This is a genomic window from Thermosipho globiformans, assembly GCF_003990895.1.
GTDB lineage: Bacteria > Thermotogota > Thermotogae > Thermotogales > Fervidobacteriaceae > Thermosipho > Thermosipho japonicus.
Genome location: NZ_BHXD01000016.1, coordinates 1 through 21,811 on the forward strand (window position 1 = coordinate 1; position 21,811 = coordinate 21,811).

24 protein-coding genes are annotated in these 21,811 nt (G+C 28.6%); 7 read left to right on the forward strand and 17 right to left on the reverse strand.

All coding sequences use genetic code 11. The features are described 5' to 3' along the window. Positions 1-190: 190 nt before the first annotated feature. The 4 genes from EO083_RS08975 to EO083_RS08990 are packed head-to-tail and all read right to left on the reverse strand — an operon-like array spanning position 191 to position 5,083. Positions 191-616, reverse strand: a complete 426-nt coding sequence (locus EO083_RS08975) for a transcriptional regulator (protein ID WP_126993987.1) — start codon at positions 614-616, stop codon at positions 191-193. A gap of 14 nt (positions 617-630) precedes the next feature. After that, complete coding sequence (locus EO083_RS08980) at positions 631-1,335, reverse strand: KaiC domain-containing protein (protein WP_126993989.1); 705 nt, start codon at positions 1,333-1,335, stop codon at positions 631-633. Then, positions 1,332-4,427 carry a reverse gyrase gene (rgy, locus tag EO083_RS08985; protein WP_126993991.1) on the reverse strand — a complete coding sequence of 1,032 codons (3,096 nt, stop codon included), beginning with the start codon at positions 4,425-4,427 and terminating at the stop codon, positions 1,332-1,334. The genes EO083_RS08980 and rgy overlap by 4 nt, the downstream gene beginning before the upstream one ends. Positions 4,428-4,450: 23 nt before the next feature. Continuing rightward, on the reverse strand, positions 4,451-5,083 hold the full coding sequence (locus EO083_RS08990) for an HAD family hydrolase (protein ID WP_126993993.1): 633 nt from the start codon (positions 5,081-5,083) through the stop codon (positions 4,451-4,453). Between the two features lie 87 nt (positions 5,084-5,170). Here EO083_RS08990 and EO083_RS08995 point away from each other — a divergent pair, with 87 nt between their 5' ends. Beyond that, on the forward strand, positions 5,171-5,977 hold the full coding sequence (locus EO083_RS08995; RefSeq protein ID WP_126993995.1) for a hypothetical protein: 807 nt from the start codon (positions 5,171-5,173) through the stop codon (positions 5,975-5,977). Between the two features lie 44 nt (positions 5,978-6,021). On the opposite strand, the gene EO083_RS09000 is transcribed toward EO083_RS08995, so the two are convergent. The 12 genes from EO083_RS09000 to EO083_RS09055 are packed head-to-tail and all read right to left on the reverse strand — an operon-like array spanning position 6,022 to position 16,190. Beyond that, the gene (locus EO083_RS09000) at positions 6,022-6,429 is read right to left on the reverse strand and encodes a hypothetical protein (RefSeq protein ID WP_126993997.1); all 408 of its coding nucleotides are present in this window, start codon (positions 6,427-6,429) and stop codon (positions 6,022-6,024) included. Positions 6,430-6,444: 15 nt separating this feature from the next. Beyond that, complete coding sequence (gene rpsT, locus EO083_RS09005) at positions 6,445-6,723, reverse strand: 30S ribosomal protein S20 (RefSeq protein WP_004103501.1); 279 nt, start codon at positions 6,721-6,723, stop codon at positions 6,445-6,447. Positions 6,724-6,744: 21 nt separating this feature from the next. Then, complete coding sequence (metK, locus tag EO083_RS09010; protein ID WP_126993999.1) at positions 6,745-7,932, reverse strand: methionine adenosyltransferase; 1,188 nt, start codon at positions 7,930-7,932, stop codon at positions 6,745-6,747. Continuing rightward, a complete protein-coding gene (locus tag EO083_RS09015) occupies positions 7,929-8,249 on the reverse strand; it encodes a hypothetical protein (protein ID WP_126994001.1) in 321 nt (106 codons plus the stop codon). Before EO083_RS09015 ends, metK begins: the two co-directional genes overlap by 4 nt. A gap of 2 nt (positions 8,250-8,251) precedes the next feature. Continuing rightward, on the reverse strand, positions 8,252-9,217 hold the full coding sequence (locus tag EO083_RS09020; protein ID WP_126994003.1) for a M23 family metallopeptidase: 966 nt from the start codon (positions 9,215-9,217) through the stop codon (positions 8,252-8,254). Beyond that, positions 9,218-10,294, reverse strand: coding sequence for a GTPase HflX (hflX, locus tag EO083_RS09025; RefSeq protein WP_126994005.1), 1,077 nt, complete (start codon positions 10,292-10,294; stop codon positions 9,218-9,220). It abuts the gene before it with no gap. Then, entirely contained in the window at positions 10,281-10,535 is a 255-nt protein-coding gene (hfq, locus tag EO083_RS09030; RefSeq protein WP_004103489.1) for an RNA chaperone Hfq, read from the reverse strand. The genes hflX and hfq overlap by 14 nt, the downstream gene beginning before the upstream one ends. Positions 10,536-10,539: 4 nt before the next feature. Then, on the reverse strand, positions 10,540-10,998 hold the full coding sequence (locus tag EO083_RS09035) for a GerMN domain-containing protein (protein WP_126994007.1): 459 nt from the start codon (positions 10,996-10,998) through the stop codon (positions 10,540-10,542). Continuing rightward, on the reverse strand, positions 10,995-11,897 hold the full coding sequence (locus EO083_RS09040) for a DUF4941 domain-containing protein (protein WP_126994009.1): 903 nt from the start codon (positions 11,895-11,897) through the stop codon (positions 10,995-10,997). Before EO083_RS09040 ends, EO083_RS09035 begins: the two co-directional genes overlap by 4 nt. Next, the gene (locus tag EO083_RS09045) at positions 11,894-13,570 is read right to left on the reverse strand and encodes a nucleoside kinase (protein WP_126994011.1); all 1,677 of its coding nucleotides are present in this window, start codon (positions 13,568-13,570) and stop codon (positions 11,894-11,896) included. The genes EO083_RS09040 and EO083_RS09045 overlap by 4 nt, the downstream gene beginning before the upstream one ends. Before the next feature lie 15 nt (positions 13,571-13,585). Further along, the gene (locus EO083_RS09050) at positions 13,586-14,983 is read right to left on the reverse strand and encodes an Rne/Rng family ribonuclease (RefSeq protein ID WP_126994013.1); all 1,398 of its coding nucleotides are present in this window, start codon (positions 14,981-14,983) and stop codon (positions 13,586-13,588) included. Positions 14,984-14,987: 4 nt separating this feature from the next. Next, complete coding sequence (locus EO083_RS09055; RefSeq protein WP_126994015.1) at positions 14,988-16,190, reverse strand: adenosylhomocysteinase; 1,203 nt, start codon at positions 16,188-16,190, stop codon at positions 14,988-14,990. A 185-nt stretch (positions 16,191-16,375) separates the two neighbouring features. Here EO083_RS09055 and EO083_RS09060 point away from each other — a divergent pair, with 185 nt between their 5' ends. From EO083_RS09060 to EO083_RS09085, 6 genes are read left to right on the forward strand one after another with little or no spacing between them, the layout of a single operon-like run. Further along, the gene (locus tag EO083_RS09060) at positions 16,376-16,888 is read left to right on the forward strand and encodes a deoxycytidylate deaminase (protein ID WP_126994017.1); all 513 of its coding nucleotides are present in this window, start codon (positions 16,376-16,378) and stop codon (positions 16,886-16,888) included. Continuing rightward, the gene (locus tag EO083_RS09065; RefSeq protein WP_126994019.1) at positions 16,875-17,699 is read left to right on the forward strand and encodes a 2-oxoacid:ferredoxin oxidoreductase subunit beta; all 825 of its coding nucleotides are present in this window, start codon (positions 16,875-16,877) and stop codon (positions 17,697-17,699) included. The genes EO083_RS09060 and EO083_RS09065 overlap by 14 nt, the downstream gene beginning before the upstream one ends. Before the next feature lie 3 nt (positions 17,700-17,702). Continuing rightward, the gene (locus tag EO083_RS09070) at positions 17,703-18,305 is read left to right on the forward strand and encodes a 2-oxoacid:ferredoxin oxidoreductase subunit gamma family protein (RefSeq protein ID WP_126994021.1); all 603 of its coding nucleotides are present in this window, start codon (positions 17,703-17,705) and stop codon (positions 18,303-18,305) included. Beyond that, positions 18,268-18,747, forward strand: a complete 480-nt coding sequence (locus EO083_RS09075; RefSeq protein ID WP_126994023.1) for a diacylglycerol kinase family protein — start codon at positions 18,268-18,270, stop codon at positions 18,745-18,747. Before EO083_RS09070 ends, EO083_RS09075 begins: the two co-directional genes overlap by 38 nt. After that, complete coding sequence (locus EO083_RS09080) at positions 18,729-19,766, forward strand: protein-glutamate methylesterase/protein-glutamine glutaminase (RefSeq protein ID WP_126994025.1); 1,038 nt, start codon at positions 18,729-18,731, stop codon at positions 19,764-19,766. Before EO083_RS09075 ends, EO083_RS09080 begins: the two co-directional genes overlap by 19 nt. A gap of 24 nt (positions 19,767-19,790) precedes the next feature. Continuing rightward, positions 19,791-20,888, forward strand: coding sequence for an S-layer homology domain-containing protein (locus EO083_RS09085; protein WP_126994027.1), 1,098 nt, complete (start codon positions 19,791-19,793; stop codon positions 20,886-20,888). A 251-nt stretch (positions 20,889-21,139) separates the two neighbouring features. On the opposite strand, the gene EO083_RS09090 is transcribed toward EO083_RS09085, so the two are convergent. Beyond that, positions 21,140-21,811 (reverse strand): methyl-accepting chemotaxis protein (locus tag EO083_RS09090; protein ID WP_241230030.1); only part of this gene is annotated, 672 nt, incomplete at its 5' end.

Below are 21,811 nucleotides of genomic sequence, written 5' to 3' on the forward strand. Positions count from 1 at the left end.
GTTTTCAAAAACTCACATTAAAAACTTCTAGAAATTACTATTAAAGCATATTACAATATAGACGTTAATTCATATGAAGATAATTTAAGAATTATAATCCAATTTAATTAATTTATTACCATCCAAGAAGAGGTATTTACACAAAAAATTACATGCTACCAAATTTAATTTGCTAATAAATAAATGAACCTTAAATAGTTTTTTGAATTTGTTTGATTATATCTTTTAATAAATTCTTTAGTTTTAAATTTTCTTGCTTTAATTTTTCGTTTTCTTCTAAAATTGAATCAATAGCAATTTGTGATTCTTTAATTTCACCTTGCTTTAGCATTTTGTATGTTTCTCTAACAATTTGACCCGCTTTACTTTCTCCTTTTAAATGTTTTCTAATTGTTTGTTCTGTTCTACCTAGTTCTTCAGCTATTTCAGGAATTTTCATACCGGCTTTTTCTCTGGCTATAGCACTTGAGGCAACTGCTAAACTGTCAACCCATGTAAGTCTTTCAGACGGATCTTTTATTAGATCTAAAACATCTTTTCTAAATAATGTTGCATAAAGTAATATACTTTCAAGTTTGTGAATTTCTTGTTTTCCAACTGGATTTAGAGGTATCAATATGTTTCACCCCCTCAATTCAAAATTTTTATACCCTTTTCATTAATTTCAAAATAATGCCTTTTTAATGAATGAGCAGTTCCTCGCATTTTCCATATTAGTAACGATCTTTTAAGTTCACCTTTGATTTCATCTAGATCAAGTCTTATAATTCCATCTACACCATGTTCCACACCTGGACCACCAAAGCCTCTTTCATCAATACTAACTTGGCTAACTAATAAAGAAGTGCACCCTGTACCTGCAAGTACTCTTTTGAGTTGAAGGATTATGCTTCTAGCATAGGTTGGCTTGTTTAAATATAATGTTGTTACGGAATCTATAACAACTCTTTTAGCATTTATATCTTTTATTGCTTGTCTTAATACATCTATGAAATCGTGTAAATCATTTAGGTCTCTAACTATGTACTTTTCAAATTCTTTTGATTTTCCAAAGCCAGCAGTAAATGCATCAATAAGTGCAAATAATCCTTTTTCTTCAAATGGTTTTATGCTCCATCCAAATTGAGACATATTTTGTCTAACTTGGATTGGATGCTCTTCAAGCGCTACGTAAATCCCAGGTTCGCTATTTTGAAGCCCGTGCCATAGAAATTGCTGGGAAAATATTGATTTACCAGTTCCAGGTCCACCACTAAGTAGAACAACATTTTTTTCTGGAATACCGCCATTGAGTATTTCATCTAAACCCATAATTCCAGTACTTACTTTTTTCATTTAATCCCCCCTTTTATCTCATTATATATTTCATGAAGTGTTTGTTGAAATTCTTTTCTGCCTTTTTCAACTTCGTCCATTATTTTTTCTAATGTTCTGGTTGTTTCTTCATTTATGAATTTGTTGTATTTTGAATTTAAAAAGTTGTATACAATTTTTCCAAGCTTTGTGGGGATTATTCGTTTATATTTATCTTCAAATATATATTTTCTTTCAAATAAAACTGAGATTATTTTAGCGTATGTTGAAGGCCTTCCTATATTTTTTGACTTCATTTCTTCAATTATAGTTGCTTGTGTAAAAAGCGGAACCGTATGTTTATTGTAAACTTTTCTATCAGTTACTTTATTTTCATCCATTAATTGTATGACTTTTATTGGCATAAAAATGTTCCAACCATATTCTAAAATTTCAGTTATTATTTCTTCACTTTTTTCTGAATTTTCAGTAATTATGTTTAGTCTTGCTTTTTTTATTTTAATTTCTTTGGATTGACTTGCAAGAAATCTATTAAATATTTCTTTGTAGATTAGTAAATGTTTTTTATCAAGATTTATTATTTTTTCTTTTATCATATCTTTAAGTTCTTCTGGCGAAATAGGCTTTACTGGCCTAATTCCTTCATGAGCACCTTCATTTCCAAAACTTTTTGGCTTATATAAATGAGTTTTATTAATTAATTTAAAGTATTTTTCTGCAACTGCCTGGCCTGTTTTTGAAATTCTAGTTGAATCGGTTCTGTGGTAAGTTATAAATCCATTTTCAAAAAGATTTTGTAGAATGGACATAATTTCATTTACTGATAATTTATATTTTTTTGAAATTTCAGATAAAATAGTTGAAGTATTAAAAGGTGCTGGTGGAGCTATTGTATCTTCATAGATGTTTTCAATTTTGAGGGTAGCATTTTCATGTATTCCTTCAAATTCTACTTTTAATCCATTTTCAAATGTAAAAGATGTGAATTTTTTAATACTATTTTTGTACTCTTTTTCTCGTTGAATAATCCAACCTAACACGGTACTTTGAACTCTTCCAGCAGAAAGTGTTCTTTTAAAATTGGTTTGTAGTTTTTGACTTAGTTCAAACCCAATCCATCTGTCTTCAATTCGTCTTACAATTTGAGATTTCACCAAATTTTCTTTTATTTCCCTTTTTTCATCGATTCCTTTTAGAAATGCGTTACGAGTTATCTCATGAAGTTCTATTCTTTTAATATTACTATTTACAGGGTAAATATATTGAAGAATGTCATATGCAATTTTTTCACCTTCAACGTCTGGATCCGATGCTATCAAAATTTCATCAACTTCAAGAGCTAGTTCTCTTAGGGCCTTTAAAATATTTAATTTATCATCAATTTTTTTTGAATTACATTTTGGGCATTTATCGTAGTTATCTACGAATTGATAACCGCATTCTTTGCATTTTTTAATTGTGTTATAAATTGGAATAAAGGTATTATTTGAAAATTCTACACCATGATAACCTTCTTTTGTGATTAAGTCATATGTGTGTCCTCTTGTTGCAGTTATTGTCATCAAACCATCTTTAGTTATTGATTCAAAAAAAATTAACCCGTTTAAACTTCTTATAGAAGAAATACCAAAAAATTTTGCTATTGTTTCTGCTTTTATTGGAGATTCAACTATTATGAGTTTGGAAGGAAATTCTAAGTCTTTATTTTGTATATTTTTTCTTGATTCATTTAATTCGTTAACTAATTTTTTTATGTCTATATCACTGTAATTGTAAAATTCTTCATCAGTAATCCAAAAAAGTCTAGAAGAAAGTTTTTCAAATATTTCATCATTTTCTTCAAAAACAAAGCTAGCACCCTTTAATAGATTCCCTTTAAATAATCTTGAAGTTCTTCCGGTTGCTTGTACATATGTGTAGATGTCCGGTAAAATTAAATTTTCTTTTTTGATTCTAAACTTTGGAATCCCCCAAAAGATAACAGCTTTTATTTTCTCAGGCAAGTCTATTCCTCTAACAAGTTTTCCATAATAGGAAGAAATTCCAATTAAAATGTTTAATTTTCCATATTTGAATTTTTCAAAAGACTCTTCAAAATTTTCCCAGCTTGTTCCAACTTCAATATTATTTTTTTTAAGTATTTCTTTTAGTTTTTTTGCTTCATTTTCATTTTCGGCGTAGATTACTATTCCATCATTTAAAATTTTTAATAATTCGATTAGTTGATTAATTTCTTTGGCTTTATATCTAATGTGAATTATATTTCTGGAAAAAAAACTTTGTTTTCCCAAATTAAAGTTAAAGATGTATCTGAATAATAAAGGTCTTATTCCCTTAGGCATAGCAGTTGCAGAAGATACAACTAATATTCCTTTATTAATATCTTTAATTTCTGGCTTTTGTCCGCTTTTTAACTTTTTTAATGTTTCATTTATTACATTTTCTGGTACACCAGTTAACATAATTATTGTTTCAATGTTTTTTGACGACTTTAGTACTGAATCAACATCGTCAATAAATACAAAATCAAAGAATTTGTTTTTTAATTCTTCTTTACGTTTTGAAATAAATTGAGTTGAGACTATAAGTATTTTATAGTCATCTTTTTTGAATCGTTTTTCAAAATCTTCTTTTTCAGATTTTTTCATGTTTGAATTGTAGTACAATATTTTTATTGTTTTATCTAGTTTTTCAATTTTTTCAACAACTTGTTTTACAATTGCAATTGTTGGAAATATTAATATCGATTTTTTTTCTTTTTTGGCAAGCCAAATAGCCATTAAAATTCCAAAGGTAGTTTTCCCAAGGCCAGTTGGTGCTATCATTGTAAAGCTTTTTGAGAGTAAAATTCTTTTTGACCATAGTTTTTGATATCCATTTGGTTTTAATCCTGTTTTTTCTACGAAAAAATTAAAAAAGTCTTTGAATTCATTTTCAAATCTAATATATTTTTCTAATTTGTATAGTTTATTAGTCGTTATTAAACTATTAATATAATCATTAGTTTCATTTGGAAGACATTCAATGCAGGGAAGCCCTTTTAAATTTCTGTCATCTGTGTTTATTTTCTCGCAGTTAATACATGAGTGATCAAATTTAAGATTTACAGGCATATTTTTCCCCCTAGTCAGCTAAATTACTTTTCGAAATAAATTTTAATTAATTCTGGTTCAAAATTATTCACATCTATAAATTTAATACCAACTTTTTCAGAGGCTTTATCATTTTCAGTATCTCCTATCATTAAACATTTATCAGCAGCAATACCAAGCTTTTCTAAAATTTCAGCAAAAAATTTTGGGTTTGGTTTTGCATAATGTGAATTTTCCATTGTAGCAATGTAGAAAAAGTTGTTTAGAGATAAATTTACAAAATCTATTCTTTTTTGAACAGCAATTTCAGGAAATAATGGATTTGATGCAAATATAAATTTATAATTAGAGTATTTTATAAAGTTGGTTAGTTTTTCGTTTATGATTATAAATTTTCTTAATTCATCAAATTCATTTTTGTAAAATTCTAGAAAAATGTTATACCAATAATCTTTGTCTTTACCAGTTTTTTTGGAAATTGATTCCAAAAATCTTTCAAAAAGATTTTTTGAAGAATCTTCGATTTTTGTAATTTCGTAAATACTGTGCATTACTAGGTTAAAAATTTTTTCAACAGGTAATTTTACTTTTCTTGAAAGAATTGAAAAATATACTTTCATAAATTCTTCTTCACTGTTTTTAACTAATGTTCCATCATAATCTACAAAGATATACATTTTATACCCCCTTCATTTTAAGTTAATCTAAATAAATTGTATCATAAAGTTTTCGTGGTAAAATAATATAAATAGAGGAAAATGGAGGTGATTTTTATTAGCGATTTAATGTTAGGTAGATTATTTGATATAGTTGTAGAATATAATGTTAATAACTACAAAGTTTATTATTCTAAATTTGATTTAGATACAACTCGGGATATTATAGAAATTTTCTTAAGTCAGTATCGAATTAAAATGTTAGATGATGAAAATAATTTTTTGTTTGATAATGATTATGGTATTTTTGAAGTAAATGTGATAAAAGATGGATTAAAATTTATTATAGCTTTTAGAAATGCAAATGAATTATTGAAGAATAATTTGAAGTCAAAATTTTTTGATTTGATACAAATAATTTATGCAAAGTTTTATGAAGAGTGGGAAAGAGAAGGATTATTTTCAAGTAATAGTTTGGATATTTTTTTAGAGATGATTGTAAAAAATTTATCCGAAGTTGATGCTGCATTATTGTCTAAAAAAATTAATAACTATTTTAAAATTAAATCGTCATATGGATTTGATAATGATGAATTTATGAAAAAATTGTTATTCTATGAGAATGAGATATATTCTGAAAGATTTAAAAAACCTATGGTAGTAAAATTGGATGAGATTTTAGATGAATACTATTTGGAAGTAGATAATAAAAGAATGGAAAAAGTTAATGAATTGGTAAAACATGGAAATTTATTAAGACTAACTTCATCACTATCGATCCCAATATTTAAAGATAAAGAATGCGTTGGATTTCTTTCTCTTTATAGCTTTGAAAGCGAAATTGCTTTTGAAAATAATGAGTATATCAGCTTTGCAAATGTTCTTTCTAAAATTTTGTCAAGTTTTGTAAAATAAAAACATGGCTTTGAGTTTTAACTCAAAGCCATGTTAATTTAATTTTATTCTTCTTCATCATAATCTAAAAAGTCTTCTAAATCTTCGTCGATTACTATTCCACTATCATCCATTTCTTCTTCTATACTTTCAATAGTTCTTTCCTGAATGTCATCTTGAGAATTTCCAAATGGATTTTTAGGATCAAGTTTTCCGTTAAAAATTTCAATTTTTGATTTTCCGTCAATTAGATAAGCTTTTGCTGTAACACTTCCACTTATAGTACTTAAAATTTTTTTAACTAATTCTTCGTCAAGGTCCTGATTTTCAGCACAAGTCAAAATAAGATTTCCGTTTTGATATTCGATTTTGGTTTCATTTTTTTCTGCTAAGTTAATTATTTCTTCATTTTGGAGAATTGATTTAGCTTTTGGTTCATTTACTAGCATTTCTATTGTATAATGAAACGGCATGCTGCACCTCCAAAATTATTCTTTACTTGCAAAATGTTTGTTTATTTTCGCAATTAATCTTGATTTTCTTCTTGATGCTTGGTTTTTGTGTATTGCACCTATTTTAGCAGCTTTATCAATTGCACTTTGAGCTACTTTATATAATTGTTCAACCTCTTCACGTGATTTTCCTTCTTGAAGTGCTAATAAAACTTTTTTTATGGAATTTTTCATTCTTGTTTTATATGCTTTATTGATTAATCTATTTCTTTCTGAAACTTTAACCCTTTTTTTTGCAGATTTTATGTTTGGCATAAATCTCATACCTCCCGTTTATTATAAAATTTTCTTAAGTTCATTAACCATATCTAATTTTTCCCAAGTAAATTCCTCTAGTTCTCTTCCAAAGTGGCCATATGCTGCAGTTTTCTTGTATATTGGTCTTAAAAGATTTAATTTTTTGATTATTGCACCTGGTCTAAAGTCAAAAATCTCGAGAATTGCTTTTAAGATTTTATCTTCATCAGTTTTAGCAGTTCCGAAGGTATTGATCATTACTGATACTGGATGTGCTTTTCCAATTGCATAAGCAACTTGAATCATAAATTTGTCTGCAAGACCTGCTGCGACAACATTTTTAGCAACGTATCTTGCAAAATAGTGTGCAGATCTATCTACCTTTGTTGGATCTTTCCCACTGAAGGCACCTCCACCATGAGGTACTGCACCACCGTAGGTATCAACGATAATTTTTCTTCCAGTTAGTCCTGTATCTGCTGATGGGCCGCCTAAGACAAATCTTCCAGTAGGATTTACTAAAATTTTCATATTATCATCTCTAAGTTCTTCTGGAATTATAGGATCAATTACGTGTTTAATCAATGCTTCTTTTATTTCTGGAATAGTAACATCAGGCTCATGTTGTGTAGAAATTAAAACAGTATCGACTCTTACTGGTTTGTCGTTTTCGTCGTATTCAATTGTTACTTGAGTCTTTCCATCAGGTCTTAAAAACGGAAGTGTACCATTTTTTCTTACTTCAGATAGTTTCATAGCAAGCTTATGAGAAAGCATTATTGGGAGTGGCATATATTCTTTTGTTTCATTTGTAGCGTAACCAAACATCATTCCTTGGTCTCCTGCTCCGACTTGTTCAAGCTCATCTTCTGCTTTTAATTCGCCTTCTTTTGCTTCAAGAGCTTTGTCAACACCTAGTGCAATATCTGGGGATTGACTGTGAATTGAGGACAATACTGCACATGTTTCACCATCAAAACCATACTTTGCTCTAGTATAACCAATATCTAAAATAGTTTTTCTTACTATGTCTTGGATATCGACATATGCTCTTGTTGTTACCTCACCAGAAACTATTGCAATACCTGTTGTAACTAGTGTTTCTACAGCAACCCTAGACTTTGGGTCTTGTTCTAACATCGCGTCCAAGATAGCATCACTAATTTGATCTGCTACCTTGTCTGGATGACCTTCAGTAACACTTTCACTTGTGAATAGTCTTTTCATCCCTCAACCTCCTTTTCATACTCTTCTTTTGAGATAAATCTACCTCCAGATATATCAAAACTTACTGGTTTATATGAACCAGTAAATTGTGCTCTAACTTCAATTTTGTTTGGGCATTTTGAACCAACGTATAATTTTTCTATTTTGTACCTGACATTTGGATTATCGTATTCATTTAAAAAATCATAACCCTTTCTTAAATGGCTTCTAAAAACTTCCCCACATTTGTCACATTTTAAATATATAACCAAAGAATCTTTTTCGTTATAAAATGGATTTTTCTCTATATTCTTTTTTTTCTTAAAAAAACCAAACATATTTATCTCTCCCGCTTAAGGTTAAAAGTAAATTCTTTAACCCTTTTCCATGGGTCATATGCTTCAATTCTTACTTGGAAAAAGTCTGTATTTGTATTTAGAGTTGGAAAATTATTAACTTTAATTGGTCCACCAAGCATCTCTGGATAAAGTTTATAATATGTTTTGTATATATAGCCTGCTGCAATTGAATCTTTTGAATAAACAATGTATGGTTTATAAAATTCATCTTTTGATACTTCATCAAGTAATATATCATACACTAGTTTGTTTGCAATGTAAAGCTTTATTTCTTTAAGACCAAGCAAATTATTGTTAACAAATAAATAAGAATTTATTTCAATTTTAGGATAATCCCCTTTAAAGGAATAAGTTTCACCTTCAATGTAGTTATAACTTTTTCCGTTTATAATTAGTTCCTTCAAAATTATTTCACCATTTGGAGCTGGAACATTCAAAAAATCTATAGGATCAAACATTAACGTTTCATCACTATTTCTTATTTCAAGATGACAATGAGGTTTTACAGCTTCACCAGTTTTTCCAGAATATGCAATAATATCACCTTGGGAAAATTTAATTTCATTATCTGGAAAATTAATAACAATTTTTTGGTTTTGAAATTCTTCTTGTAAGCTTTTTATAATATTTTCGATTGTATAGTTAAAACTGCTGAGATGTGCATATAGAGATCTATAACCGTTAGGATGTTGTAAAACAATAACGTTTCCATAAATAGGGTCATTTAATTCAACTCTAACAACATAGCCTTCATAAATAGCTTTAATTGGTATACCTTCTTTCGAAAATGTGCTGAAATCAATTCCCCCATGAAAATGTGGTAAATTACCTGTACTTCTGAATTCAGCAAAGGACGAAGTAATATAACTATCATCTACCGGTGGAATGAAATTTGAAAATGATAAAGTAATTAATATTAAAAGAATAAAAACGACTGTTTTTTTCATTTAAATTTTGACCTCCTTCTGTAGTAAATTTTCTACTTGATGTAAGAGTGTTGATATGTTTTCTTTGTTTTTTGCAGATATAAAAACTGCATTTGAAAATCTTCTTTGCAAATTTTTAATATAATCTTTATGGCATAAATCAATTTTGTTGAATACCAGTAAGGTCTTTATCTTAGCTATATTTATTGATTCAAGCGTTTTATGAATTATTTTTATTTTTTCTTCAAAGTTTTTGTCGGCTACATCAACTAAAATTATTATCAAGTCTGAAAAATTTATTTCTTCTAAAGTTGAATGAAAGGCTTCTATTATTAAAGGGTGTAGATTTCTTATGAAACCAACTGTGTCAGAAAAAATTGCATATCTACCACTTGGAAGTAATACTCTTCGTGAAACGGGCGAAAGAGTTGTAAACATTTCATTTTTTGACAACAAAGTTTCCTTGGCTAAATTTGATAATAATGTAGTTTTTCCAGCGTTAGTATAACCAACTATAGAAACTTTATAGATATTGCTTTGATTTCTTTTTTTTCTTTGGACTTGCCTAATAGATTTAATCTTTTTTAACTTGCTTTCTAACTTTTTAATCCTATTTTTAATATACCTCTTTGAATATTCTAATCTTTTTTCTCCAGGCCCTCTTGTTCCTATGCCTCCACCTAATCTTGAAAGTTCCTTACCCTGTCCAATAAGGTATGGCAATAAATATTTCAATCTTGCAATTTCAACTTGCAACCTTCCTTCATTTGTTTTTGCATGTTTTGCAAAGATTTCCAATATAATTTCGGTTCTATCATAAACTTTTTTTTCAAGATATTTTTCTATATTTCTTCTTTGAATATGTGATATATTATCATCAATAACCAAATAATCAATATCTTCACGTATAAAAAATTCCTTTACTTTTTCTAAAAGCCCTTTTCCTATGTAAAAAGCTGGATTAGGTTTGTTTCTTTTCTGAAAGATTTTATCTACAACTTTTATTCCTATAGTTTCACACAACTCTTCTAACTCTAGAAAAGATTCGGCATATGAAGGTTTATATAAACCTATAATTAATGCTTTATTTTTCCTCATTTTCTGATTCTTCGTTTTGTTGCTTAGTTAGTTTAACAAAACTTTCTGGCATGATTGTGCTAACTGCATGTTTATAAATTAAATTTTGTTGACTACCGTTTTCCAGAAGCATTGTAAAATTATCAAAGGATCTTATAATTCCTTTAGTTTGAAAACCATTAACCAAGTAAACCTTTACTGGTATCTTGTTAGTTCTTAGAATGTTTAAAAATCTGTCTTGTAAATTAAATTTTTCTGCCATACCTTTAATCCCCCTTTTCAATTTTATATAAATCTTTAGGAAAAGAAAAGTAAATATTAACGCTTCTAATAAAAATTTCACTTTGTTTTCCATCTACCAATATATAAATTCTATCAATACCATTTATATTTTCAAAAAGTGAATATAAAATTTGTAATAGTAGAAAAATTTCTTCTTCACTACTGTAATTTTGTATATTTTTAGAATTTAAATCAATTATTAATGCCGTATCAACAAAATAATAAGCATTTAAAATGCCTTGAGGTACAAAGTTTTTTTGATTGTTATTTAATTTAACTTTTGGAAATTTTTCAAAAATTTCTTGTACAGCTACAACCTTATTTGAAGAAATTTCGCCTACTTCTAAAAGAATTATACCATTATTTTCAATAAAAGCAATTTTTGAAGCAACTAGTGTAAAAGAAGCTATAAGTATAAAAAGTAATGTAATTATCCTCTTCATTGTAACTCACCTTCAACAAATTCAGAAATTTGGTTCCAATTATTTTGTGGAGTAAAAATTACAATAGCTGGAAGATCTTTTGGAATTTGAACAAATGGGACATAAAAGAGTTTTAAATTAAATTTTTTTGAAACAAGTTTTCCAAATTTGTCCGATATTGAAAAAACTTTCCAATCATTTCCGGAAAAATCCGGGGAGTAGTTTGGTACAAATACAGCATTTATATTACTATCTTTGAATATTATAGCAAAACTTTTAGAATCGTACTTTTCAATTTTTTCACCAAAAAGCTTTACAATAATGTTTTTAATATTGTACTCTTTAATAAATTGTACAATTGTTCTTTTAGGTAAAATGTTTAATTCAGTTTTGTATGAAGAATCAATATTTTTGGTTAATAATATACTTCCAGGTTCATATAGATTATTATTGAAATATATTAATCCTTTTGAAATTATATTAATAGCATTATCAGTTGCTTCAATATCAATAAAATTTTTGCCGAGATAATCAAACTGTAAATAACTTCCAAAATCTTCTACTTTTGTTATTACCATTTCAGCAAAGTTATAATCATTTTCTTGTTTTAAGTATTTTATATTAAAAAAATTGAAAATGTCATCAAAATTTGGATTATCTAACGCATTTTCTCCTAAGACAACTACGTTTTTAGAAAAATAGATAATTTTATCTTCCCACTCAATGTAATTGAATGAGCCAATTGTTCCGGTTGAAATTTCGCTTGTTGAAAGAAACTTAGAATATTTTTCTAAAATTTCTTCGACCGTCTCAAAGTTTAGATTTGTTGCATTTATAGTATAATTATCAAATTTTATAATTTCAGAAAAGCTATTTAAAGATAGAAAAAAGATTACTATAGCGACAATAAATTTTTTCAATATTTAAACACACTCCTTCCAATAAATTCTCTTATAAGAGAAGTTCTTGGAATATCTTCAATATTTGTAATTGGCAAGAAGTAATCAAGAATTTTTAAAAGTCTTGTTGCTTCAGTACTTTCTGGAACGTCATCAGGAACCGCTATAAGTAAAGGTTCAGCAAATATCTTTAATACAGCTATCTCATATACAAGAGCGCTGTTAAACATTATATCCGCATTTTCTTGATGTGGGAAGATATTTCTATCTTCGCCTCTTCTAACGCTTGGCCACATTTTTAGAGTTGCAAGAGCATCATGAGCTCTAAATTTGCTATCTCTAACTATTCTTCTAAGAAGTCTGGTATCAGTGGTATGGATTCTATTTGTATTATCTAAATTTAATTGTGTTAGAGCGCTTGCATAAATTTTAAATTTTAATTCTTCTGGTATTAAGCTGGTTAATTTTGGGTTTAAGCCATGTATACCTTCAACAATTATTGGTTGATCTTTAGATATTTTCATCAGAGTACCTTTTTCTTTTCTTTTACCCTTAGTAAAGTCGAATTTGGGTATTTCAACAGTTTTTCCTTCAAATAAATCAAGGAGATTTTTATTAAATAATTCAATATCTATTGCTTCCAAAGCTTCAAAGTCAGGTTTTCCATTTTCATCAAGTGGAGTTTTTTCCCTATCTACAAAATAATCATCTAAGGAAATTGTAACTGGTCTTAGCCCACTTGCACGTAATTGAACCATGAGTCTTTTTGAAAAGGTAGTTTTTCCACTTGAAGATGGTCCAGCAATCAAGATTAATCTTACATTTTTTCTCTTTTTTATTTCTTCAGCAATGAAGGCTATTCTTTTTTCATGCAATGCTTCTGACATTATTATTAAATCGGTTACACTTCTTTCCCCTTTTGCAATTAAATCATTTAAATCTCCTACACTATCTATATTCATAATTTCTAACCATTTTTCGTATTCTAAAAATACTGCTGAAAGTTTGGGTAGAGGTTTAAATTCGATTATCGGTTTTTTGTTTTTAAATGTTGGTAAAATCAAAACAAACCCTTCTTCATATTTTGCAAGATCAAAGTATTTTAGTATTCCAGTACTTAAAGGCATATAGCCATAGAAGTAATCAAAATTATCATCAACTTTATATACTTTTACTGTTTTTTTCTTTCTATATTTTAATAAACTTACTTTGTCATTAAATCCAAGTTCTTCAAATAATTTTAAAGCTTCTGATTTTAAAAGTTCAAGCTTAATAAATTTTTTGTTTTCATTTATTAGTTTCATCATTTCGTCTTTTACTTTTTCAATTTCACTTTCGGAAAGTATTTTTTTATTATTTTTTGATTTTAATTCGCAATATATAGCTTTTCCTACACTGTGCGATACTTTTAGAGTATAATCGGGGTATAGTCTTTTTAAGGTGTGTTTTAAAATGAACAGCAATCCTCTTTGATATATTCTAAAGCCATCTGTTGAGTTTATATCTAAAAATTCAACTTGTCCAGATCTAACAATAGGCCTAAACAACTCGACTATAGAATTGTTAAGTTTTGCTGCAACAATTGGAGATTCATAGTATTTTTCATACTCGTCTACAAATCTTTCTAGCGTTGCTCCTTTTTCAACAGTAACTTTTTTGCCATCATCTTTAAATGTCAATTCGATTTTTTCCATATCTTTTCCCCCTTTTCATATTTTCCAAGTAATCTCAAATGTTTTAGGATCCGTATGTGTAAAATGAATGTGATAGATTAAATCTTTTCTTTTTTTTAATTCACTTTTATCTATATAATTTTTCATATATGGATGAAGTTTAATAATCACTTCCTTTGCTTCTTTTGGAGCGTTTTCAATTTTAGTAAAAATTTCTTTTAAAAGGAACCTTGGTGATTGAATAAAACCAGAACCACCACAGACTGGACATATAGATACATAATTTTCGAAAAAGGATTTGATTGTTCTCTTGCGTGATAATTCCAAGAGGCCAAGTTTTGTAAATCCAAAAATTTCAATTTTACTTTTGTCTTTTTTTATTTCTTCATTTACTTTTTCAAGTATTTTATTTTTATTTTCTTCACTGTTCATATCAATAAAATCTATAATCACTATACCTCCAATATTCCTTAATCGAAGTTGCCTAAATATTTCTTCAACAGCTTCGTAATTTGTTTTAAATGCAGTTTCTTGTTGATTTAGACTTTTTGTAAAATGTTTTGAGTTTACATCAATTACTGTTAATGCTTCCGTTTTGTCGATTATTATTTCCCCACCGGAAGGTAAAGTTATAGTTCTCTTAATTAGCTCTTTAAAATATTTATTTACATTTGTGTATTCAAAACTATCTCCATCTATTATTTCTATTTTAGGTCTTTTTGGGAATATTTTTAAATATTTTCTTATAACTTCTATATGTTTTATATTATTCGTGATTACCTGGGTGATTTCTTTGGTTAATCTTTCACGAAGTATATAATCTATTAAACTTTCCTCGGTATATAATATTTGGATTTTCCTTTTTCTTTTAAAATTTAATAATAAATCGTCAAGTTTTTCTTTTAAAGTGATTGCTTCAGAGTAAATATATTTTTCGTCTAATCCTTCGGCTGCGGTTCTTATTACTATACCGAATCCATTGTTATTAGATATTTCATTTGCAATTTTGTATAATCTTTGTCTTTCATCTTCTGATTCTATCTTTTTAGATACTCCGTTAACATTTGAAAAAGGAAAAACTACTAAATACCTACCAGCAATACTTATGTTAGCGGTTAATTGAGGACCCTTTGTGCCTGTTGGATCTTTTTTAACTTGGACAAGTATTTTAGTACCTTCTTTGATTTCTTTCAATGAAAAATAATCATAGTATTTTTCAGGTATATCTTTAATTCTCAAAAATCCATTCTTTTTTTCACCTATGTTGACAAAAATTGCATCAAGCGCATTAACAACTTTTTCAACTCTTCCAAGATAAATATTTCCAGTTAGTTTTTTTTCTTCATCTGAAAATAGTTCTACTAATTTATTGTTTTCAATTATAGCATAATGTAAGTTATCTTCAATTGAATTTAATACTAGAATTTTTTCCATAGTATCAATATCCTTTCAGGTACTCCTTTTGTTCTTCTGATAACTTATCAATTTCTATCCCTAGAGATTTAAGTTTTAATGTTGCAACCTTTTCATCTAATTCTTCAGGGTATTGATAAACTTTGTTTTCAAGATTTTTATAATTTTTATGAATATAAATTAACGACAATGTTTGAAGTGCAAATGAAAGATCCATAATTTCAATTGGATGACCATCTCCAGCTGCAAGGTTTACTAGTCTTCCTTCTCCAATAACGAATATTTTTTTACCATTTATTATATATCCTTTTACATTTTCTCTTGCTTCAAAAGTTTTTTCAGCATTTTTTTCTATTTTCTCTATTGGAATTTCTACATTAAAATGACCAGCGTTTGCAAGTATAACACCATTTTTCATGTTTAGTATATCTTCATATTTTACCACATCTTTTACACCTGTAGATGTTACCACTATATCTGCAATTTTAGCTGCTTCTGACATTTTCATAACATTAAAGCCATCCATAAGTGCTTCTATAGCTTTTATAGGATCTACCTCAGTAACAATAACATTTGCTCCCAATCCTTTTGCTCTCATAGCAATACCTCTACCACACCAGCCATATCCGGCAACAACTACATTTTTCCCAGCAATCAATGTATTTGTATTTCTCATTATTGAATCCCAAGTGGATTGTCCAGTTCCATATCTATTGTCAAAAAAATGTTTCATTTTTGCATTATTAACGGCTATAACGGGAACTTTTAAAAGTCCTTTTTCTTGGAGGTTTAAAAGTCTTCTAACTCCGGTAGTTGTTTCTTCTGAAATTCCTTTAACATTTTTTAAAAGTTCTGTTCTTTCAGTATGCAAAATCACACTTAGATCTGCACCATCATCTAAAATTAGTTCAGGTTCGTGATCAAGAACTTTGTTTAGATTGTTAAAATAAATTTTTTCGTCATGAGTTCTTTTAGCATGAACAGTTATACCATATTCAGATAATGCAGCTGCTACATCATCTTGTGTTGATAATGGATTACACCCTGTAACGAAAACATCAGCTCCAAGTTCTTTTAAAGTAATTGCTAAATAAGCAGTTTTTGCTTCCAAATGGATTGCCATCCCAATTTTAGTACCATTAAAAACTCCTTTATATTCTTTTTTTAGGTAATTTAATAAGGGCATAAAGTTTGAAACCCATTCGATTTTTTTTCTACCACTTTCCATTTCATCGCCTCCTATGTATCTGTTTTCTCATTACAAAGATATTTTATCATATTAATTGACTAAATAGGTATTTTATGTAGATACAAATAGTTAATACAATCTATTTCAAATATTTGGGACTTGCTTTTAATTTTATATATATTAAAATCTTTTATGGAACAAGTTATTTTGGAGGGAATTATAAAATGAATTTAGATTCTTATTTAAAAAATTTAAAAATAACTAAATCGGGGGATAAACGTGAAAGTTGGGATAGCTACTTTTTGAAAATTGCTGAAATTATAGCTACCCGTTCTACTTGTTTTCATAGAAAAGTTGGAGCTGTTATTGTTAAAGATAAGAGAATTTTAGCGACAGGTTATAACCAACCTCCTTCTGGTTTTCCCCACTGTGATGACATAGGTTGTATTAGGGATGATTTAAATATTAAATCTGGGGAAAATCAAGAAGTGTGTTATGCTCTTCATGCAGAGCAAAATGCTTTGATGCAGGCAGCAAAATTTGGCATATCAACTGATGATGCTACAATATATGTAACTCATAAACCATGTTCAGTTTGTGCAAGGCTTATAATTAATGCGGGTATAAAAAGGGTAGTGTATTTAAATGATTATCCAGATTCACTGACAGATTTTTTGTTTAAGACATCTAAAATTTCTGTTGAAAAACATGGAGGTGTTGTTCATGAAAAGGGATGATTTAATAAATTATTTAAGGATTGACAGGTGGCCCACAGTCTGGTGTCCAGGTTGTGGAAATGGAATAATTTTAAAATCTTTTATTGATGCGGTTAATGAATTAAAGTTAGAAAAGGATAGAGTAGCCGTTGTTTCAGGAATTGGTTGTTCTTCAAGGGCAACTGGTTATCTAGATTTTAATACAATGCATACACTTCATGGTAGGGCAATAGCTTTTGCTACAGGTGTAAAACTTGCAAGACCTGATTTTAAGGTAGTGGTTATGGGCGGTGATGGTGATATTACTGCAATTGGAGGGAATCATTTTATACATGCATGTAGAAGAAATTTAGATATTACAGTTATTATATTTAACAATATGATTTATGGAATGACTGGAGGGCAGCACTCACCTACTACTCCACATGAAAAGATAGCAAGTACGATGCCATATGGGAATATAGAGAATTCTTTCGATATAGTTGAGTTAGCTTTAACTTCAGGAGCAACTTATGTTGCAAGAAGCACAGTATATCATTATCCTTTAACTGTAAAGTATATAAAGGAAGGTATAAGTCATAGAGGAATGAGTGTTATAGAAGTCTTAACAAATTGTCATACTTATTATGGAAGATACAATGGAATGAGAAATGCATGGGATATACATGAATATTTTAAAAACAATACAGTTATGAAAGAAAAGGCGGAAAAATTATCAAAAGAAGAATTAGAGGGAAAAATAATAATTGGTCAATTTAAAAAAGAGGAAAAGCCTGATTTTTATGAAAATTACAAAAAAATATTTTCAATTGTGAAAAATTCGGAGGTGTAATTTATGGATATAAACAGGCCGTTTTCGATTAGAATTGCTGGAATTGGAGGACAGGGAAACTTAGTTTCTGGATTGATTTTGGCAAAGGCACTTGTAAAGTCAGGAAAGTATGTTGTTCAGACTCAGAATTATACCGCACAAGTTAGGGGTGGACCAAGTTATTGTGATCTACTTGTTTCAAATCAACCTATAGATTTTCCTAAAGCAACTTTGTTTGATATTTTAATGATTTTACACCCTTCTATGATTTCGCAGTGTAAAAATGTAAGAAATAATGGTATAATTATTATAGATAATACTCATATTAGTGAATTACCGGCTGATATGTTTAGAATGACTAAAAGAAAGATTGCACTGCCTGTTTCAAAAATGGCCTTAGAAAAGTTTGGAAACGAGATGTTTGCAAATATGATAATGTTAGGTGTTGTTTTAAAGGCGACTTCTTTGGTAGATATTGGCAGTTTGATTGACTCAATTAGAGAAAATATGAATCCAAAATATGTTGAAAAAAATATTGAGGCGGTGAAGTATGGAACAACCCTCACAGAAAAGGTATACAAACCAAGAATTGAAAGAAAAATTAAACGGACAATTGGCTTCGAATAATTTAAAAGAATCTTTTGAACATGCGATTGAAGGTATTATATATGCTCTATCAAGTGAAAGAAATTTAAGAATACATTTTTTAGTTGGTTTTGTAATTCTTTCAATAACATTGTTTTTACCGATAGATAAAAATAACTATATATGGATTTTTTTTGCAGTTTTTTTTGTTATTATTTCAGAATTGATTAATACATTAATAGAAAAAATTTTAGATTTGTTTGTTCCAGAATATCATCCAATAGTTAAAGTAATAAAGGATATAAGTTCTGGTGTAGTTTTATGGGCGGCCCTTTTTTCTGTAGTAGTAGGTATTGCAATTATTGGGAATTATTTATTTGATTGGAATGTATTTATAGCTAAAGTTGTTGGATTTGTTTTTGTGGCAGCTTTTCCATTAATATATTTGATTTTAGGAGTGAGAAAGTGGAAGAGAAAAAAATAAGGGTATTGATTGTTGATGATTCGGCATTTATGAGAATGGTATTAAAAGATGTGTTAGAAAAGGAAAAAGATATGCAAGTAGTAGGAATTGCAAAAGATGGTATGGAAGCGATAGAGCTTGCAATAAAAACAAAACCTGATATTATTACTTTAGATGTGGAAATGCCTAAATTAAATGGTATTGAAGCATTAAAAGAAATAATGAAGAGAGCACCGACAAGAGTAATTATGGTAAGTAGTCTTACAGAAGAAGGTGCTGATATTACTATTACCGCTTTGGAACTTGGAGCGGTGGATTTTATTACAAAACCTGCTGGGAGTATTTCAATGAATTTTAGAAAAATTGCAGGAGATTTAATTCAAAAGATAAGAGCAGCGATGAAAGTTGATGTTAAGTCTTTAGTAAGAAAAGCTACTTATACATCTAAAAAATTAAATTTAAGAAGTTTAGTTTCAAGTAAGATTGTAGTAATTGGATCCTCAACCGGCGGTCCAAAATCATTAGACATGGTCATTCCCCCACTACCAGAAAATTATCCAGCACCTATAATAATTGTTCAGCATATGCCGGCTGGGTTTACAAAATCTCTTGCACAAAGGCTAAATAAAATTTCTAACCTTTATGTTAAAGAAGCTGAAGAAGGTGACGTTTTAGAGCCTGGAAAAGTTTATATTGCTCCAGGAGATTATCATCTTGGAATTAAACAACATGATAAAAAGAGCGTGGTTTATCTTGAAAAGAGTGAAAAGATTAATAATGTTAGACCTGCAGTAGATTTTACTCTCGATAAAGTTGCGGAAATTTATAAAGATAAAACAATTGCAGTTATATTAACTGGAATGGGAAAAGATGGAACTAAAGGAGCATTCAAGGTAAAGTATTATAAAGGAATAGTTATTGCTGAATCAAAAGAAACTTGTGTTGTCTACGGTATGCCAAAATCTGTTGTTGAGGAAGGATATGCGGATTTTGAGCTTCCAGCATACAAAATACCAGAGAAATTGGTAGAAATTGTATAAAAATAAATTTGGGAGGTGCAGAATATGAAAAAAGTTTTGATTGTCATTACTTTACTTATATCATTTTTAACTTTTGCAAGTTTTAAAGATGTTCCAGTTAATCATTGGGCATACGATGCTGTGAATGAGTTAAGTAAATTAGGCATAATTAGTGGAATGCCTGATGGAACATTTCAAGGAAATCAAGCAATGACAAGGTATCAAGTGGCAGTGGCAATTTATAGAACTATGAACTATTTACAGGAAAAAATAGATAAAGCTGTTTCAAATTCTTCAAATATTAGTAGTTTAAGAGAGCAAATCTTAACACTTTCAGATATTGTAAGTACGGCAATGAATAAAATTGAAGATTTAGCAACTATTAAAGATACTGTACAAGTTCTTTCTTCAGATTTAAGTGAGTTAAAAACTTCAATAGTTAACACAAAGAATGATGTAAAAAGTCTTTCAATCGATTTATCATCAATTAAAAACTCAGTTGCTGATAACTCAAGAAAATTAGAAGATTTAGAAACTGCATTGTCAGGTAACAATTTAAAAACAATTTTAGACAGCAAAGTTAGTTTTAACGAATACAATGCATTTAAGGATAGTATAAACTCTAAATTTAATAACTTTCAAACGACAATGGAAAATAAAATTTCAGGGCTTGAAGGAGAAATATCAGTTTTAAAAACAGATCTTGGATCATTGAAAGAAAAAATAGCAGTGATAGATAGTATAAATGATAAAGTTACAGGTTTAGAAGAATATATTAATGCAAAAACTAAAGCTTGGGATACTAGAATATCTGCATTATCTGGTGATATTACACAATTAAAAGTAGATTTCCAAACTTATACTTCACAAAATGACGTAAAAATTAGCCAATTCGAAAAACAAATTAATTCATTAAATGAAAAGGTAAATAGTATGGAGCAAACAGTTGCTAAAATTGAAAAATTTGAAAGCGATTTTAATCAATTTAAAGATGATACAACCAGTACAGTAGAAAAATTAACACAAAGGGTTGAAAATTTAGAAAATTCTTCAAATTCTACATTAAGCACTTTTTCAATGATTCTTTCTGTAATTTCTGCAGCAGTTTCAGGAGTGGCAATTTATTTAATTTTAAGTAAGTAAATAATGTTTAGGTTTTAAAAGATGAAAACTCCACCCATTAAAATTTAGGGGTGGAGTTTTTAATTTAATATATGAATTATTATCAGAAAAATATCAAAGCAATAATACCATAAAAAGTTTAATTTATGCTATATTAAATAAATTTTACTTAACTTTATTTAGAAGAAACCATTAGATCTTATAAAAACAAAAACCCCCTGAATAAATTAATATTAATCAGGGGGTAAAAAGCAAGAACAAATTAATTTAAGTTATATTTTAAACTTAGAAAGGTATTCATTCAAAGAAGATACAGCGATATTTAAGTCATCAGAGTAAGTTTTTACTTCCGTTGCCTGTTTTGCTTGTTCTTCAACATCCATTGCCATTTGTTTTATTTCATTTTCTACCTCATCTAGCGTTCTTGTTACTCTATCTATCGCTGCACTTACTTCTTCTGATGCACCACTTTGTTCTTCACTTGTTGCTGCCAAATCATTTGTCATTGTTGAAATGTTTTCTATCCTTTCAAGCAATGTCTCTATTGATTCTGTTACTTTCTCTGCTGATTCTACTGATGTTCCTATCTTTTGATTTACTTCTTCTGTGTATTTTGCTACATTAAATGCTTGATCTTTTATCGTTGTTAATATTTCTGATATCTTTTGGGTTGCATTTTTACTTTCTTCTGCAAGTTTTCTTATTTCATCTGCAACTACTGCAAATCCTTTTCCTGCTTCTCCTGCTCTTGCTGCTTCTATTGCTGCGTTTAATGCTAGAAGGTTTGTTTGTTCTGCTATACTTGAGATTGTTCCTACTATTTCTTCTATCATATTTGATGAGCTTTCCATTTCTTCTACTGATTTCGTTGTTTCTTTCATGCTTTCATTTACGTTAATTATTACCTGTTTTAATTCACTTATTCTTTGTGATGATTCAACTGC